Here is a 15,022-nt window from a genome sequence, read left to right on the forward strand (position 1 = left end):
GGCCCGGGCCGGGAGCGTCGCATCGCCTCAGGTCTTCTTGCGGGTCGTCATGAAGCGCTGGACCAGGATGAACGCGCACAGCAGCACACCGGTGGCGATCTTCGTCCACCAGGAGCTGAGGGTGCCCTCGAACTGGATGATGCTCTTGATCAGGCCCAGCACCAGCACGCCGAACAGGGTGCCCAGCACATACCCGGAGCCACCCGTCAGCAGCGTGCCGCCGATGACCACCGCGGCGATCGCGTCGAGTTCCATGCCGGTCGCGTGCAGCGGGTCGCCGGACTGGATGTACAGGGTGAAGAGCAGCCCGGCCAGCGCCGAGCAGAACCCGCTCACGGTGTACACGGCGATCTTCGTGCCGCCCTGCGGGAGACCCATCAGCATGGCCGACTGCTCGTTGCCGCCGATGGCGTACACCCGGCGTCCGAAGCGGGTGTAGTGCAGGACGTAGAACGCCACGGCGAGGACGACCAGCGAGACGATCGCGCCGATGGACAGGAAGCCCATCCCCAGCGACACCTGCGCCTGGGCCATGCTGCTCACCGAGGAGTCGCCGATGGAGATCGACTCCTTGCTGATGACCAGGCACAGGCCGCGGAAGAGGAAGAGGCCGGCGAGGGTCACGATGAAGGGCTGGATCTCGAAGTTGTGGATCACATAGCCCATCAGGAAACCGCCGAGCGCGCCCACGCCCAGCGCCATGGGGATCACCAGCAGCAGCGGCAGCCCCTGGCGCTCCACCAGCCAGGCCGTGAACATCGTCGTGAAGCCGATCATCGAACCGACGGACAGGTCGATGCCGCCGGACAGGATGACGAAGGTGACACCGACCGCGGCGACCAGCAGATAGCCGTTGTCGATGAACAGGTTCAGGAAGACCTGCGGCTCACCGAACCCGTAGTTCTGGTACCGGCTCAGGCCCACGCCGTACATCAGCAGGAAGAGCAGGGCCGTCACCGCGACGGGCAGACGCCGGTCGCCGAGCAGCCGCGAGGCCGTGGACGGGGTACGGCTGTCGGAGGCCGTGGGGCTCTGGGTGGTCGCGCTCATCACGACACCTCCATCTTGGGGGCGGCCTCGGACGCCGCGGCGGGGTCCGCCGGGGCCGCGGCCGTCTTGCCGCTTCCCTTCGCGCCGGATCCGGCGCCGAACCTGGCGCCGAACACCTTGGCGCGGAACTTCGGGGACTGGAGCAGGCAGACGACGATGACGACGGCGGCCTTGAAGACCAGGTTGGTCTGGGTCGGCACGCCGATGGTGTAGATCGTGGTGGTCAGGGTCTGGATGACGAGGGCGCCGACCACCGTGCCGCCGACGGAGAACCGGCCGCCCAGGAGCGAGGTGCCGCCGATCACCACGGCGAGGATCGCGTCGAGTTCGATCCACAGGCCGGCGTTGTTGCCGTCCGCTGCCGAGGTGTTGGAGCTGATCATCAGGCCGGCGATGCCCGCGCAGAGCGCGCAGAACGCGTACACCATGATCTTGATGCGCCGGGACCTGATGCCCACCAGGCGGCTGGCCTCGGCGTTGCCGCCGACCGCCTCGACCAGCAGGCCGAGTGCCGTGCGGCGGGTCAGCACCACGGTGACGGCCACGACCGCGGCCACCACGAAGATGGAGAACGGCAGGGTCAGCCAGTAGCCGCCGCCGATCAGCTTGTACGGCTCGCTGTTGATGGTGATGATCTGGCCGTCGGTGATCAGCTGGGCGACACCGCGCCCGGCGACCATGATGATCAGGGTGGCGATGATCGGCTGGATCCCCATCCTGGCGACCAGGAAGCCGTTCCACAGACCGCAGACGACTGCGGCCAGCAGACCCAGGCCCATGGCGAGCAGCACCCCGGACAGGGCGCCCTGGTCGGACTGGTCGCTGATGTACGAGCAGGCCAGTGCTCCGGTGATGGCGACCACGGCGCCGACGGAGAGGTCGATGCCGCCGGTGGCGATGACCAGGGTCATGCCGACCGCCACCAGGATGAGCGGCGATCCGAACAGCACGATCGAGACGAGGCTGCCGTAGAGGTGACCGTCCGCCATCTTGATCGAGAAGAAGTCGGGCGTGAAGGGAACGTTGACGAGCAGCAGCAGGACCAGGACCGCCACCGGCCAGAACAGGTGGTGGTGGGTCAGCGCTCGCCACCGGGAAGAGGTGGTCGAAGAGGTGGTCACTGGTGCTCTCCGCTCGCGATGGTCTCCAGGATCCGGCTCGTGGTGATCTCGGGCCCGTTGGCGATCTGCGCCACCAGCCGGCGGTCGCGCAGCACTCCGATGGTGTGGCTGAGCCGGAGTACCTCCTCCAGCTCGGCCGCGATGTACAGCACCGACATGCCGTCCTCGGAGAGCGATACGACGAGCTTCTGGATCTCCGCCTTGGCTCCGATGTCGATGCCGCGCGTCGGCTCGTCCAGGATCAGCAGCTTCGGCTGGGTGATCAGCCACCGGGCCAGCAGCACCTTCTGCTGGTTGCCGCCGCTGAGCTGGCCGACCCTGGCCTCGGGGTTGGCGGGGCGGATGTCCAGCGCCTTGATGTACTTGGCGACGAGTTCGTCGCGCTGGGCGACCGGGATGGGCCGGGTCCAGCCGCGCGCGGCCTGCAGGGCCAGGATGATGTTCTCGCGCACCGTCAGATCGGGCACCAGGCCCTCGCTCTTGCGGTTCTCGGAGCAGAAGGCGACACCGGCGTTGATCGCGTCGTTCGGGGCGCTCATCGAGACCTGCCTGCCGCCGATGGACACCTTTCCGGTGTCCGGCTGGTCGGCGCCGAAGAGCAGCCGGGCGAGTTCGGTCCGGCCCGATCCGAGCAGGCCGGCGAGCCCGATCACCTCGCCCTTCTTGATCTCCATGTCGAACGGGGCGATGCCGCCGGTCCGGCCGAGGCCGTCCGCCACGAGCAGGGTCTCGCCGGCGTCGGAGTGCAGCTGGTGTTCGTGGAGTTCGTCCAGCTGGCCCATGGCCTTGCCGAGCATGAGCTGGACGAGGCCGACCTGGTCGAGGTCGCGCACCATGTGCTCACCGACGAGGGTGCCGTTGCGCAGTACGGTCATCCGGTCGCAGACCTCGTAGATCTGGTCGAGGAAGTGCGACACGAACAGGATCGCGACACCCTCGTCCTTCAACCGCCGCATCAGCGCGAACAGTTGGAGGACCTCGTCGCGGTCGAGGCTGGAGGTCGGCTCGTCGAGGATCAGCACCTTGGTGCCCGGCCCCTTGCCGCCGCCCGCGCCGTCGCCGGTGCCCAACGACCGGACGATCGCGACCAGTTGCTGCACGGCCAGCGGGTACGAGGACAGCGGGGCGGTGACGTCGATGTCGAGTCCGAGCCGGTCCACCAGCTCCGCCGCCTGCCGGCGCAGCTGCTTCCACTGGATGCGGCCCAGCCGGGTCGGTTCACGCCCGATGAAGATGTTCTCCGCCACCGACAGGTTGGGGCAGAGGTTGACCTCCTGGTAGACGGTGCTGATGCCGGCCTGCTGGGCCTCCAGCGGGCTGGTGATCCGCACGGTCTCGCCGTCCAGCGTGATCGTGCCGCCGTCCAGGGAGTAGACCCCCGTGAGCACCTTGATGAGGGTGGACTTGCCCGCGCCGTTCTCGCCCATCAGGGCGTGGATCTCGCCGGGGAAGAGCCGGAAGTCGACGTCCGACAGAGCCCGTACCCCCGGAAACTCCTTGACTATGCCCGTCATTTCCAGGACGGGCCGTGGCTCTGCCATGGCAGCGCTCCTCTTGAGATTCGTTCAGGCCCGCAGGGAGCCCCGGGACCGACGGCTCGGCCGACCGGAGGCTCCCTGCCGGTGCGTGCGTCGGTCAGTACTTGCGGCTCGGGAGCGCGGCCGCGGCCTGGTCCTGCATGAAGTCGCCCTCCTCGGTCTTGATCCAGCGCTCGACCGTCTCGCCGTCCTTGACCTTCTTGACGACGTCCATCAGCTGCGGGCCGAGGAGCGGGTTGCACTCGACGATGGCGTTGATCTTGCCCTCGGACATGGCCACGAAGCCGTCCTTCACGCCGTCGATCGAGACGATCAGGATGTCCTTGCCGGGCTTCTTGCCGGCCGCCTCGATGGACTGGATGGCGCCGATGGCCATGTCGTCGTTGTGCGCGAAGAGAACGTTGATGTCCGGGTTGGACTGGAGGAAGGCCGCCATGACCTGCTTGCCGCCGGCACGGGTGAAGTCACCGGTCTGGCTGACGACGACCTTCCAGTCGTCCTTGTGGCTCGCGTCCATGACCTCCTTGAAGCCCTTGGCGCGCTCGATCGCGGGGGCGGCGCCGGTGGTGCCCTCCAGCTGGGCGATCTTCACCGCGCCCTTGAGGCCGGCCTTCGCGATGACCTTCTCGAGGATCTTGGCGGCGCGGCGGCCCTCGTCGGTGAAGTCGGAGCCGACCAGGGTCACGTACAGGGACTCGTCGGAGGTCTCGACGGAGCGGTCGGTGAGGACCACCGGGATCTTCTTGGCCTTGGCCTCCTTCAGCACCGCGTCCCACCCGGTGACGACCACCGGCGAGAAGGCGATGACGTCGACCCCCTGGGTGATGTAGCTGCGGATCGCGGAGATCTGGTTCTCCTGCTTCTGCTGGGCATCGGAGAACTTGAGGGTGTAACCCGCCTCCTTGGCCGCCGCCTTCACCGAGTCGGTGTTGGCGCTGCGCCAGCCGCTCTCCGAACCGACCTGGGAGAAGCCGAGCGTGATCGCCTTGCCGCCGTCCCCGGAGGAGCTGCTGGACGCGCCGTCGTCCTCCTTGGCGCAGGCCGCCAGGCCGCCCGCCGCCGCCACGCCGACCGCCGCGGTGAGGAAGTTTCTTCTGCTGAGCATGTTCTTCTCCTTTGAAGAGCCGGCCCGGGGATGGACCTGCTGGTACTCGATGGACCGGCCGTGCTGCGTCCAGCCTGTCGATCACTGTTCGGCATTTCGGCCACACTGCTGGTCAGGGGTCCGACGGGGTGCGTCAGAGGGGTACGCCCTCCGGTTGAGCGGCGCTCGGGAACGTACTTGCGCGTACGACGAGTTGGGGTTCGATCGCGATCCGGGGCGTGTCGGCTGCCGGCCGGCCCTCGATCTGCTCCAGGAGCAGCGCGATGCCTCGCTGGCCCACCGTCGAGAAGTCCTGCCGGACGGTGGTGAGCGGCGGCGCGAAGAACTCCGACTCCGGGATGTCGTCGAAGCCGACCACCGCGACGTCCTGGGGAGTCCGGACGCCCGCCTCTCGCAGGGCCCGCAACACTCCCAGCGCCATCTGGTCGTTGGCGACGAAGACGGCGGTCAGCCCCCGGCCCACCCAGCCGGCCAGTTCCTGGCCCGCGCGGTAGCCCGACAGCGGACTCCAGTCCCCCCGCAGCAGCATGGGCGGCTCGACGCCCGCCGCTTCGAGGGTGGCCCGCCAGCCGGCGGCCCGGTCGGCCGCCTCCTGCCAGTCCTCGGGTCCGGCGAGGTGCCAGACCGTGCGGTGGCCGGCGGCCAGCAGGTGACCGGTCGCCAGCCGCGCCCCCAGATGCTGGTCGACGCCGACACGGGGGATGTCCATGCCCGGCTCGCCGCCCACGACCACCACCGGGAAGGGATGGCGCAGTTCGGCCAGGGCGTCCACCGCCGACCGCTGCGGGGCGATGGCGACCACGCCCTCCACCCCGCCCTCACTGAGATGGTCCAGGGCCTCGGAGAGCTTCTCCATGGTCAGTTCGCGCAGACTGACCGTCGAGACGAGATATCCCTCGGCCCGCGCCGCCTCCTCGAGCGCGAACAGCGTGCTGGCCGGCCCGTAGAGGGTGGTGTCGGAGGCGACCACGCCCAGCGTCCGGGTGCGCCGGGTCGCCAGGGCACGTGCGGAGAAGTTGCGGCGGTAGCCCATCTCCTCGATCGCCCGCAGCACCCTGGCCCGTGTCTCGTCCCGCACGTTGGGGTGCTCTCCCAGCACGCGGGACACGGTCTGGTGGGACACGCCGGCCAGGCGCGCCACGTCGGCCATGGTGGGCGGCCGGAGCCGGGTGTGTGTCACGGCCGCACCTCCTTGGCGCTCGTCTGCCGACAATTCCGGTAAGTCCTGCGGTGTGGGCGGACGGTTCCGCGCCACGGGCTTCACTCCGGGATCCCGGTGGGCCCGACGACACCGGCGGGAAAAGCGAGTGGGGACGCTGCGGGCACGACCGTTCGTACCTCCCCGTGCTGACGTCGTCGCCGACTGGTGAATGCGGAGGTCATTGTGAGCGCTAACAATTCATGGCGGTCAAGGGGGTTGCACGGGAAGCTCGTCACGGTTCCATAACGCGCTTGCCGGGGACAGCGCATCGTCCCTGGTCACAGGCCGAAAGGGCGGCCGAGGCCGGGCACCGGGCAGCGGGCCGCCGACGGGCCCCGCGGCCGGAACACGCCCAACCCGCTTCACGGCACACCGATTTCGGCCGTACCGGGGCGTCCTGCACGACGTTGTGGACGGCCCACATGACGATCGCTCAGCGCGGCCGGGGGCCGGACGGCAGGCTCTGGCGGAGCCCTACGAGCACCACCACAGGAAGCGTGTGCACGTCTGCGAGGGCGACGGATCCGGGGACGCGTCCGGCGCCGACGGGTCGGCGGTCGGGGTGGGGTCCGAGCCGGAGTCCGAGTCCGAAGGGGTCGATCCGGAGGTCGACCCGGAGGAGCCGGGGAGGGTGGCCGACTGGGCCTCCTTGTCCGGGCCCGGCGTGGCCGACGCGTCCTTCGCGGACTCCGACGCCGACGGAGAGGCGGAGGGGCTCGGGGAGCTCGAGGCCTTGTCCCCGCCCGTGTCGGTCCTGTCGTCCAGGGGCTGCGCGGACGCGCTCGGCCCCGACGACGAACCGTCGACCTCGGACGCCTCTCCCCCGGCCGCCGCCGGGTTCCCCGGGGAGGTGAACCCCGGTGCGTCCACGCCGAGTTCGGCCAGGCTCAGGCCGCCGGCCGCGAGCGCGAAGCCGACGGTGATCAGTACGATGCGTTTGCGGCGTCTTCGGTGGGCCGAGGCCTTGCGGTCGCGGCGGCTCGCCTCCGGCGCGCCGGCCGCGCCCTGGGGGCCGCGCCGACCGCCCCGACCCTGCTCGCGGCGACGCGCGGCCCGGCCCTGCGGCTCGCCGCTCCCGGCTTCGTGATCGACATACCCGTCGTGAGCGTCGTGATCGCCGCGGTCATCCCGGCCGTCGTGATCGCCGCGGTCATCCCGGCCGTCGTGAGCGCCGTCGCCGTCCGGGGCGCCGCGACCGTCCGGGGCGCCGGGCGTCAGGTGCGCCGCCGCGTCCTGCGCGTAGGGCTCGGGTCCGGACGCGCCGGGCGGATACGCGCGTAGCTGTGGAGCAGGCGCGCCGCACCCCGGGCAGGCGAGGGCGCCGTTGAGGTGCCGTCGGCACGGGTGGCAGTAGTCCATGACGCGGGAAGACTAAGTTCCCGGACAGGCGCGTTCCCGGGTTCACCTGTGAAAGTTGTGTGGGAAACCGGCCATACCGGCGCGACACTTCGAGTGACCTGGACCACAGCGCGGCAGGCCAAGTTTCGAAAGGAGTACCGAAACTGCCGAAACCGTTACCTGTTCGACCCATTGACACTCGCCTCGCGCAATCCTTACTGTCTGGCCAGCATTTCGAACATGTGACGAAATCTCGAACAGCCGAAGGGTAACTTCCGTGCGCATCACCGGAATCAGCACGCACGTGGTCGGGACGCCGTGGCGCAACCTGACCTACGTCCTGGTGCACACCGACGAGGGCATCACGGGTGTCGGAGAGACCCGCATGCTGGGTCATACCGACGCGCTGATCGGCTACCTGAAGGAGGCCGAGGCCAACCACATTCTCGGCTCCGACCCATTCGCTGTCGAGGACCTCGTGCGCCGGATGAAGTACGGCGACTACGGGCGGGCCGGCGAGATCGTGATGTCGGGCATCGCCGTCGTCGAGATGGCCTGCTGGGACATCAAGGGCAAGGCTCTCGGCGTGCCCGTCTGGCAGCTCCTCGGCGGCAAGGTCACCGACAAGGTCAAGGCCTACGCCAACGGCTGGTACACCACCGAGCGGACCCCGGAGGCCTACCACAAGGCCGCCCAGGGAGTCATGGAGCGCGGCTACAAGGCGCTCAAGATCGACCCCTTCGGCACCGGGCACTTCGAGCTGGACCACCAGCAGACCCTGTACGCCGTCTCGCTCATCGAGGCCGTGCGCGACGCCATCGGGCCTGACGCCGAGCTGATGCTGGAGATGCACGGCCGCTTCTCCCCCGCCACCGCCGTCCGGCTCGCGAACGAACTCGCGCCCTTCAAGCCCGCGTGGCTGGAGGAGCCGTGCCCGCCCGAGAACCTGAAGGCTCTCGAGAAGGTCGCCGCGAAGGTCGACATCCCCGTCGCCACCGGTGAGCGCATCCACGACCGCGTCGAGTTCCGTGAGCTCTTCGAGAGCCAGGCCGTGGACATCATCCAGCCGGACGTCGGCCACATCGGCGGCATCTGGGAGACCAGGAAGCTGGCCGCCACCGCCGAGGCGCACTACGTGCTCGTCGCCCCGCACAACGTCGGCGGCCCGGTCCTCACCGCCGCCTCGCTCCAGGTCGGCTTCACCTCCCCGAACTTCAAGATCCTCGAGCACTTCAACGACTTCGCCGACTCGGAGATCAAGAAGGTCGTCAAGGGGGCTCCCCAGGTCGTCGACGGCTACTTCCACCTGTCCGACGCGCCCGGTCTCGGTGTCGAGCTCGACGTGGACGCCGCCGCCGAGTTCCCGCAGCAGCAGGCCCGTTTCGACCTCTGGGCCGAGGGCTGGGAGCAGCGCAAGCCGAAGGGCAGCAGCAAGTGAGTACAGCCGTCGTCGTCGAGGCGCCGGGCGAGCACCGGCTCGTCCCGCACGAGCCTCGGCGGCCGGAACCCGGCGAGGCGCTCGTCCGCGTCCACGCCACCGGCATCTGCGGCAGCGACCGCGAGGTGTACCAGGGCAACCGGCCCGAGGGCTACGTCCGCTACCCGCTGACCCCCGGCCACGAGTGGTCGGGGACGGTCGAGGCGGTCGGCGCCGGGGTCCCCGCGTCGCTCGTCGGCCGCAAGGTCGTCGGTGAGGGGTTCCGCAACTGCCAGGTCTGCGACCGCTGTCACGCGGGCGAGACGACGCTGTGCACGGACGGGTACGAGGAGACCGGCTTCACCCAGCCGGGGGCCATGGCGGCCACCCTCACCCTGCCGGCCCGGCTGCTGCACGTCCTGGCGGACGACGCCGACCTCACCGCGGCCGCCCTGCTCGAGCCCGCCGCCTGCATCGCGGCCGCCGCGATCAAGGCGCACGCGCTGCCGGGCGAGAAGGTGGCCGTCGTCGGCACCGGGACGCTGGGCATGTTCGCCGTCCAGTTCCTGAAGGCGGGATCGCCCGCCGAGCTGCTGGTCGTCGGCACCCGGAGCGACCGGGAGGCGCTCTCCCGGCAGTTCGGGGCCACCGACTTCCGGACCAGGGACCAGGAGCTCCCGGACGACTTCGACGTCGTCATCGAGACCGCCGGGTCCGCGTCCGCCGCCCGGACCGCCGCCTCGCTGCTGCGGCGCGGTGGCCGGCTGGTCCTCACCGGGATCCCGGCGCCGGGCGCCGACGGGCTCGACCCGACGGACCTGGTCGTACGACAGCTGGAGGTGCACACCGTCTTCGGAGCGCCGCCGGACGCCTGGTCGCACACCGTCCGGGTGTTCGGAGCCGGGCTGCTCGATCCGCTGCCGCTGGTCACGCACGAACTGCCGCTCGCCGAGTTCTCCGCGGCCATCGACCTGGTGGGATCAGGCGATCCGAAGGTGGGCAAGGTGCTGCTCAAGCCGTAAGCCCCTGAGCCGTACGCCGGTGCGGAGGCGACCTGACCGCCCCCGCACCGGCGTACACCCACACCCCGCACGACCTGAGCCGCGAACCTTGACCGAAATATCGAACACGAAGGACGGCATGTGACCACCGACGCTTCCGCCACGGCAGCCCGTCGACCCGGTGAGCAGGCGCTCACCGCCCTCGGCCTGGGCGCGCCCGCGCTCGACCCCGCCGACACCTCTGCCCACACCTTCCCGGGTGGCGGCCGCTGGCGCACCGAGGTCCCTTCGTGCGAGGGTCCCGAAGCGCTGGCCGTCATCCTCAAGGAGGCCTCGCGCCTCGACGTGCCGATCCACCGGATCAGCCAGGGCAGCGGCGTGTGGATGCTGACCGACGCCGAGATCACCGAGATGGTCGACGCCACCGGCGAGCGTGACATCGAGCTCTGCCTCTTCACCGGGCCGCGCGGCACCTGGGACATCGGCGGCTCGACCCGCACCGACTCGCGGGGCGGCGGGCTGCGTGCCCGCGGTCACGACGCCGTCGCCGGATGCGTCGAGGACGCCGTCCGGGCCACGGAACTGGGCGTCAAGTGCCTGCTCGTCGCCGACGAGGGCGTGCTGTGGACGCTGCACCGCGCCCGTGCGGCCGGCATCATCCCGGCCGACACCACACTGAAGGTGTCCGCGCTCATCGGCCCCGTCAACCCGGCGGCGTACGCGGTGTACGAGCAGCTCGGCGCCGACTCGGTCAACGTGCCCAGCGACCTCACCCTGGACCACCTGACCGAGATCCGCCGGGTCTCCGGCGCCCCCATGGACATGTACATCGAGGCCCCCGACGATCTCGGCGGTTACGTCCGGATGTACGAGGTCGCCGAGCTGATCCGGCGCGGTGCACCGCTCTACCTGAAGTTCGGCCTGTCCAAGGCCCCGGGGATCTACCCCTACGGCCATCACCTGCGGGATCTGGCGCTCTCCACGGCCCGGGAACGGGTGCGGCGTGGACGGCTCGCCCTCGACCTCCTCGCCCGTCATGGCGCGGACGGCGACATGGCGCCGCTGGGCTCGCGCCTGCCGGGTGAACTCAAGCGGTTTGACATCCAGTCATAACGTTCCGGAAACCCCGCTTCACAGAAGCCGACACAGGCGCGCAGAATCCCACACACCGCTTCTTCACTTCTTCTCTTCTTCCCGGCGTTGCTCCGGGAGCGGCCGACGCACCGCGATACCGACCCCTGCACACACATCAAGGATGATGATCATGCGCAACCGTAGAGTCTCCCTCGCCGCCATAGCCGGAGCCGCCTCCCTCGCCCTGACTCTGTCCGCCTGCGGCCAGAGCGGTGACGGTGGCAGCAAGGACGAGGGCTCGGACAGCGCCAAGGGCGGGACCATCGGTATCGCGATGCCGACCAAGTCCTCCGAGCGCTGGATCTCCGACGGCGCCAACGTCGTCAAGGACCTCGAGGCCAAGGGCTACAAGACCAAGCTGGTCTACGGCGAGGACGACCCCGACCAGCAGGTCTCGCAGATCGAGAACCTGATCACGCAGGGCGTCAAGGCGCTGATCGTCGCGGCCATCGACAACAAGTCACTGAACAACGTCCTCCAGCAGGCCGCCGACGCCAAGATCCCGGTCATCTCCTACGACCGACTGATCCTCGGCACGAAGAACGTCGACTACTACGCGTCCTTCGACAACACCAAGGTCGGCGAGCTCCAGGCCAACTACATCGTCGACAAGCTCGGCCTGAAGTCCGGCAAGGGCCCGTTCAACATCGAGCTGTTCGCCGGCTCCAACGACGACAACAACACCAAGTACTTCTTCAACGGCGCGATGAGCGTGCTCCAGCCGTACATCGACAGCAAGAAGCTCGTCGTCCAGTCCGGCCAGACCGGTCTCACCCAGGTCACCACCCTGCGCTGGGACGGCGCGACCGCGCAGAGGCGCATGGACGACATCCTCACCAAGTCGTACGGCAGCAAGAAGGTCGACGCGGTCCTCTCGCCGTACGACGGCATCTCCATCGGCATCCTGTCGGCGCTGAAGTCGGACAGCTACGGCTCCGCGAGCAAGCCGCTGCCGGTCCTCACCGGCCAGGACGCCGAGCTGGCCTCGGTGAAGTCGATCATCGCGGGCGGCCAGACGCAGACCGTCTACAAGGACCTCCGTGAGCTGGCCAAGGTCGCCACGACCATGGTCGACGACGTCCTCAACGACAAGAAGCCCGAGACGAACGACACCAAGACGTACGACAACGGCACCAAGGTCGTCCCGGCCTACCTGCTCCAGCCGGTGAGCGTGGACAAGACCAACTACGAGAAGGTCCTCGTCGAGGGCGGCTACTACACGGCCGACCAGCTCAAGTAAGCGTCGACCCTCAAGGATTGGAAGGCACGACCATGGCGGGACCCGTCCTGGAAATGCGCTCGATCGTCAAGACCTTTCCCGGTGTGAAAGCGCTGTCGGACGTCACTCTGACCGTCCGCCAGGGCGAGGTCCATGCCATCTGCGGTGAGAACGGCGCCGGAAAGTCCACCTTGATGAAGGTGCTCTCCGGTGTCCATCCGCACGGCACGTACGAGGGCGAGATCCTGTTCGAGGGAGAGACCGTCTCCTTCAAGGACATCCGGGCCAGCGAGCAGCGCGGCATCGTCATCATCCACCAGGAGCTGGCGCTGGTGCCGTACCTCTCCCTCGCGGAGAACATCTTCCTCGGCAACGAGCACGCCACGCGCGGGCTGATCAACTGGAACGACACCCTGCGGCACGCCTCCGAGCTACTGCGCCGGGTCGGTCTGAGCGATCACCCCGAGACCCGCGTCGCCGACATCGGCGTGGGCAAGCAGCAGCTCGTGGAGATCGCGAAGGCGCTCTCGAAGAAGGTGAAGCTGCTCATCCTGGATGAGCCGACCGCGGCCCTCAACGACGAGGACAGCGACAAACTCCTGGATCTCATCCTGGAGTTGAAGAAGCAGGGCATCACCGCGATCGTCATCTCCCACAAGCTCAACGAGATCCGCAAGGTCGCGGACTCGGTGACGATCATTCGCGACGGGCAGTCCATCGAGACGCTCGACGTGAAGTCGGCGGAGACGACCGAGGACCGGATCATCAGCGGCATGGTCGGCCGCGACCTGGACAACCGCTTCCCCGAGCGCACCCCGCACGAGGCGGAGTCGGGCGCGGCCCCGGCCCTGGAGATCCGCAACTGGACCGTGCACCACCCGATCGACCAGCAGCGCAAGGTCGTCGACGACGTGTCGGTCCAGGTGCGGCGCGGGGAGATCGTCGGCATCGCGGGCCTGATGGGCGCCGGCCGCACCGAGCTCGCGATGAGCGTCTTCGGACGCTCCTACGGCCGGCACGCGGGCGGCACCGTCCTGAAGGACGGCAAGGAGATCCGCACGAAGACCGTCGCGGAGGCGGTCGGCCACGGGATCGCCTATGTCACGGAGGACCGCAAGCACTACGGCCTCAACCTCATCGACACGATCAACCGCAACATCTCGCTGACCGCGCTGGACAAGGTGGCCAAGCGGGGGATCGTCGACGAGCACGAGGAGCGGCAGGTCTCCGAGGGCTACCGCAAGTCCATGAACATCAAGGCGCCGACCGTCTTCGAGCCGGTGGGCAAGCTGTCCGGCGGCAACCAGCAGAAGGTCGTCCTCAGCAAGTGGATCTTCGCGGGTCCGGACGTGCTGATCCTGGACGAGCCCACGCGCGGTATCGACGTCGGCGCCAAGTACGAGATCTACACGGTCATCGACCAACTGGCCGCCCAGGGCAAGGCGGTCGTCTTCATCTCCTCCGAGCTGCCCGAACTGCTCGGTATGTGCGACCGCATCTACACCATGGCCGCCGGGCGGCTCACGGGCGAGTTCCCGCGGGCCGAGGCCACGCAGGAAGTGCTGATGCGTCAGATGACGAAGGACAAAGAGGTAACGCGATGAGCACCGACGTGACCAAGAGCCCGGCTGCCGCGCCGCCCGGCAAGAGCGGCGGACCGGCGGCCGGCGGCGGCCTGCTCCAGCTGGTGCTGGACGGCCTGCGCCGCAACATGCGCCAGTACGGCATGCTGATCGCCCTCGGCCTGATCGTCGCGCTCTTCGCGGTCTGGACCGACGGTGACCTGCTGCTGCCGCGCAACGTCTCCAACCTGGTCCTCCAGAACAGCTATGTGCTGATCCTCGCGATCGGCATGATGCTGGTGATCATCGCGGGCCACATCGACCTGTCGGTCGGTTCACTGACGGCGTTCATCGGCGCGTTCGCGGCCGTGCTGACGGTGCAGCACGACGTCTCGTGGCCCGTCGCGGTGGTGCTGTGCCTGATCGTGGGCGCGGTCGCGGGCTCGGTGCAGGGCTTCTTCATCGCGTATCTCGGCATACCGTCGTTCATCGTCACCCTCGCCGGCATGCTGATCTTCCGTGGCATGACGGAGATCTTCCTGGAGGGCCAGACCCTCGGCCCGTTCCCGGACGGTCTGCAGAAGATGGGCAACGGCTTCCTCCCGGAGGTCGGCCCGACCACGAACTACCACAACATCACGCTGCTGCTCGGCCTCGCCGTGATCGTCATGGTGGTGCTCCAGGAGGTGCGCGACCGCAAGCGCCAGCAGGAGTTCTCGCTGGACGTCGTGCCGCGCAACCTCTTCCTGCTCAAGATCGTCGCCATCGTCGCCGCGGTGCTCACCGTCACGATGCTGCTCGCCAGCTACAAGGGCGCGCCGATCATCCTGCTGGTCCTGGGCGCGCTGGTGGTCGGCTACGGCTACGTCATGCGCAACGCCGTCTTCGGCCGTCACATCTACGCGATCGGCGGCAACCTGCCGGCCGCGAAGCTGTCCGGCGTCAAGGACAAGAAGGTCACCTTCCTCGTCTTCCTGAACATGGGCGCGCTCGCGGCCCTGGCGGGTCTGGTGGTCGCGGCCCGGCTGAACGCGGCCGGTCCCAAGGCGGGTCTGAACTTCGAACTCGAGGCGATCGCCTCCGCGTTCATCGGCGGCGCGTCCATGAGCGGTGGTGTCGGCACCGTCCTCGGCGCGATCATCGGTGGTCTCGTCCTCGGCGTGCTGAACAACGGCATGAACCTGCTCGGCGTCGGCAGCGACTGGCAGCAGGTCATCAAGGGCCTGGCGCTGCTCGCCGCGGTCGGTTTCGACGTCTGGAACAAGCGCAAGTCCGGGTCGTGACCCGTACGCGGCTCTAGGCAAGATCCATAGCTCGGGACAGGAAGGGCCCCGCC

At 68.8% G+C, this 15,022-nt stretch carries 12 protein-coding genes; 6 read left to right on the forward strand and 6 right to left on the reverse strand.

The genetic code is table 11. The annotated features are described in order from the left end of the window. Positions 1-27: 27 nt before the first annotated feature. The 6 genes from yjfF to OG736_RS14735 all read right to left on the reverse strand — a co-directional run bounded on the left by yjfF (position 28) and on the right by OG736_RS14735 (position 7,374). Entirely contained in the window at positions 28-1,050 is a 1,023-nt protein-coding gene (gene yjfF, locus OG736_RS14710) for a galactofuranose ABC transporter, permease protein YjfF (RefSeq protein WP_327182840.1), read from the reverse strand. After that, positions 1,050-2,171, reverse strand: a complete 1,122-nt coding sequence (locus tag OG736_RS14715; RefSeq protein WP_327182841.1) for an ABC transporter permease — start codon at positions 2,169-2,171, stop codon at positions 1,050-1,052. The genes yjfF and OG736_RS14715 overlap by 1 nt, the downstream gene beginning before the upstream one ends. Next, positions 2,168-3,712, reverse strand: a complete 1,545-nt coding sequence (locus OG736_RS14720; protein WP_327182842.1) for a sugar ABC transporter ATP-binding protein — start codon at positions 3,710-3,712, stop codon at positions 2,168-2,170. Before OG736_RS14720 ends, OG736_RS14715 begins: the two co-directional genes overlap by 4 nt. A gap of 94 nt (positions 3,713-3,806) precedes the next feature. Continuing rightward, positions 3,807-4,814 (reverse strand): ABC transporter substrate-binding protein, encoded by a 1,008-nt coding sequence (locus tag OG736_RS14725; RefSeq protein ID WP_020126951.1) that lies wholly within the window; start codon positions 4,812-4,814, stop codon positions 3,807-3,809. Positions 4,815-4,947: 133 nt separating this feature from the next. Then, positions 4,948-5,994: a LacI family DNA-binding transcriptional regulator gene (locus OG736_RS14730; protein ID WP_327182843.1), complete on the reverse strand. Its 1,047-nt coding sequence runs from the start codon at positions 5,992-5,994 to the stop codon at positions 4,948-4,950. A 495-nt stretch (positions 5,995-6,489) separates the two neighbouring features. After that, on the reverse strand, positions 6,490-7,374 hold the full coding sequence (locus OG736_RS14735) for an SCO2400 family protein (RefSeq protein WP_327182844.1): 885 nt from the start codon (positions 7,372-7,374) through the stop codon (positions 6,490-6,492). A gap of 256 nt (positions 7,375-7,630) precedes the next feature. Here OG736_RS14735 and OG736_RS14740 point away from each other — a divergent pair, with 256 nt between their 5' ends. The 6 genes from OG736_RS14740 (at position 7,631) to mmsB (ending at position 14,969) form a co-directional block, all read left to right on the forward strand. Further along, the gene (locus OG736_RS14740; protein ID WP_327182845.1) at positions 7,631-8,791 is read left to right on the forward strand and encodes a mandelate racemase/muconate lactonizing enzyme family protein; all 1,161 of its coding nucleotides are present in this window, start codon (positions 7,631-7,633) and stop codon (positions 8,789-8,791) included. After that, positions 8,788-9,792: a zinc-dependent alcohol dehydrogenase gene (locus OG736_RS14745; protein WP_327182846.1), complete on the forward strand. Its 1,005-nt coding sequence runs from the start codon at positions 8,788-8,790 to the stop codon at positions 9,790-9,792. The genes OG736_RS14740 and OG736_RS14745 overlap by 4 nt, the downstream gene beginning before the upstream one ends. A 120-nt stretch (positions 9,793-9,912) precedes the next feature. Next, the gene (locus OG736_RS14750; RefSeq protein ID WP_327182847.1) at positions 9,913-10,884 is read left to right on the forward strand and encodes a hypothetical protein; all 972 of its coding nucleotides are present in this window, start codon (positions 9,913-9,915) and stop codon (positions 10,882-10,884) included. Between the two features lie 151 nt (positions 10,885-11,035). Continuing rightward, the gene (gene chvE, locus OG736_RS14755) at positions 11,036-12,145 is read left to right on the forward strand and encodes a multiple monosaccharide ABC transporter substrate-binding protein (protein ID WP_028806351.1); all 1,110 of its coding nucleotides are present in this window, start codon (positions 11,036-11,038) and stop codon (positions 12,143-12,145) included. A gap of 32 nt (positions 12,146-12,177) precedes the next feature. Further along, positions 12,178-13,728, forward strand: coding sequence for a multiple monosaccharide ABC transporter ATP-binding protein (gene mmsA / locus OG736_RS14760; protein WP_327182848.1), 1,551 nt, complete (start codon positions 12,178-12,180; stop codon positions 13,726-13,728). Beyond that, positions 13,725-14,969 carry a multiple monosaccharide ABC transporter permease gene (mmsB, locus tag OG736_RS14765; RefSeq protein ID WP_314221622.1) on the forward strand — a complete coding sequence of 415 codons (1,245 nt, stop codon included), beginning with the start codon at positions 13,725-13,727 and terminating at the stop codon, positions 14,967-14,969. Before mmsA ends, mmsB begins: the two co-directional genes overlap by 4 nt. The last annotated feature ends 53 nt before the right edge of the window (positions 14,970-15,022 follow it).

It is taken from the genome of Streptomyces sp. NBC_01334 (genome assembly GCF_035983595.1).
Taxonomy (GTDB): Bacteria; Actinomycetota; Actinomycetes; order Streptomycetales; family Streptomycetaceae; genus Streptomyces; species Streptomyces coriariae.

Excerpts from the sequence above, each read along its gene's own strand:
- mmsB (WP_314221622.1), top strand. The coding sequence starts at position 13,725 with ATGAGCACCGACGTGACCAAGAGCCCGGCTGCCGCGCCGCCCGGCAAG.
- OG736_RS14735 (WP_327182844.1), bottom strand. The coding sequence starts at position 7,374 with ATGGACTACTGCCACCCGTGCCGACGGCACCTCAACGGCGCCCTCGCC.
- yjfF (WP_327182840.1), bottom strand. The coding sequence starts at position 1,050 with ATGAGCGCGACCACCCAGAGCCCCACGGCCTCCGACAGCCGTACCCCG.
- OG736_RS14725 (WP_020126951.1), bottom strand. The coding sequence starts at position 4,814 with ATGCTCAGCAGAAGAAACTTCCTCACCGCGGCGGTCGGCGTGGCGGCG.
- OG736_RS14720 (WP_327182842.1), bottom strand. The coding sequence starts at position 3,712 with ATGGCAGAGCCACGGCCCGTCCTGGAAATGACGGGCATAGTCAAGGAG.
- mmsA (WP_327182848.1), top strand. The coding sequence starts at position 12,178 with ATGGCGGGACCCGTCCTGGAAATGCGCTCGATCGTCAAGACCTTTCCC.
- chvE (WP_028806351.1), top strand. The coding sequence starts at position 11,036 with ATGCGCAACCGTAGAGTCTCCCTCGCCGCCATAGCCGGAGCCGCCTCC.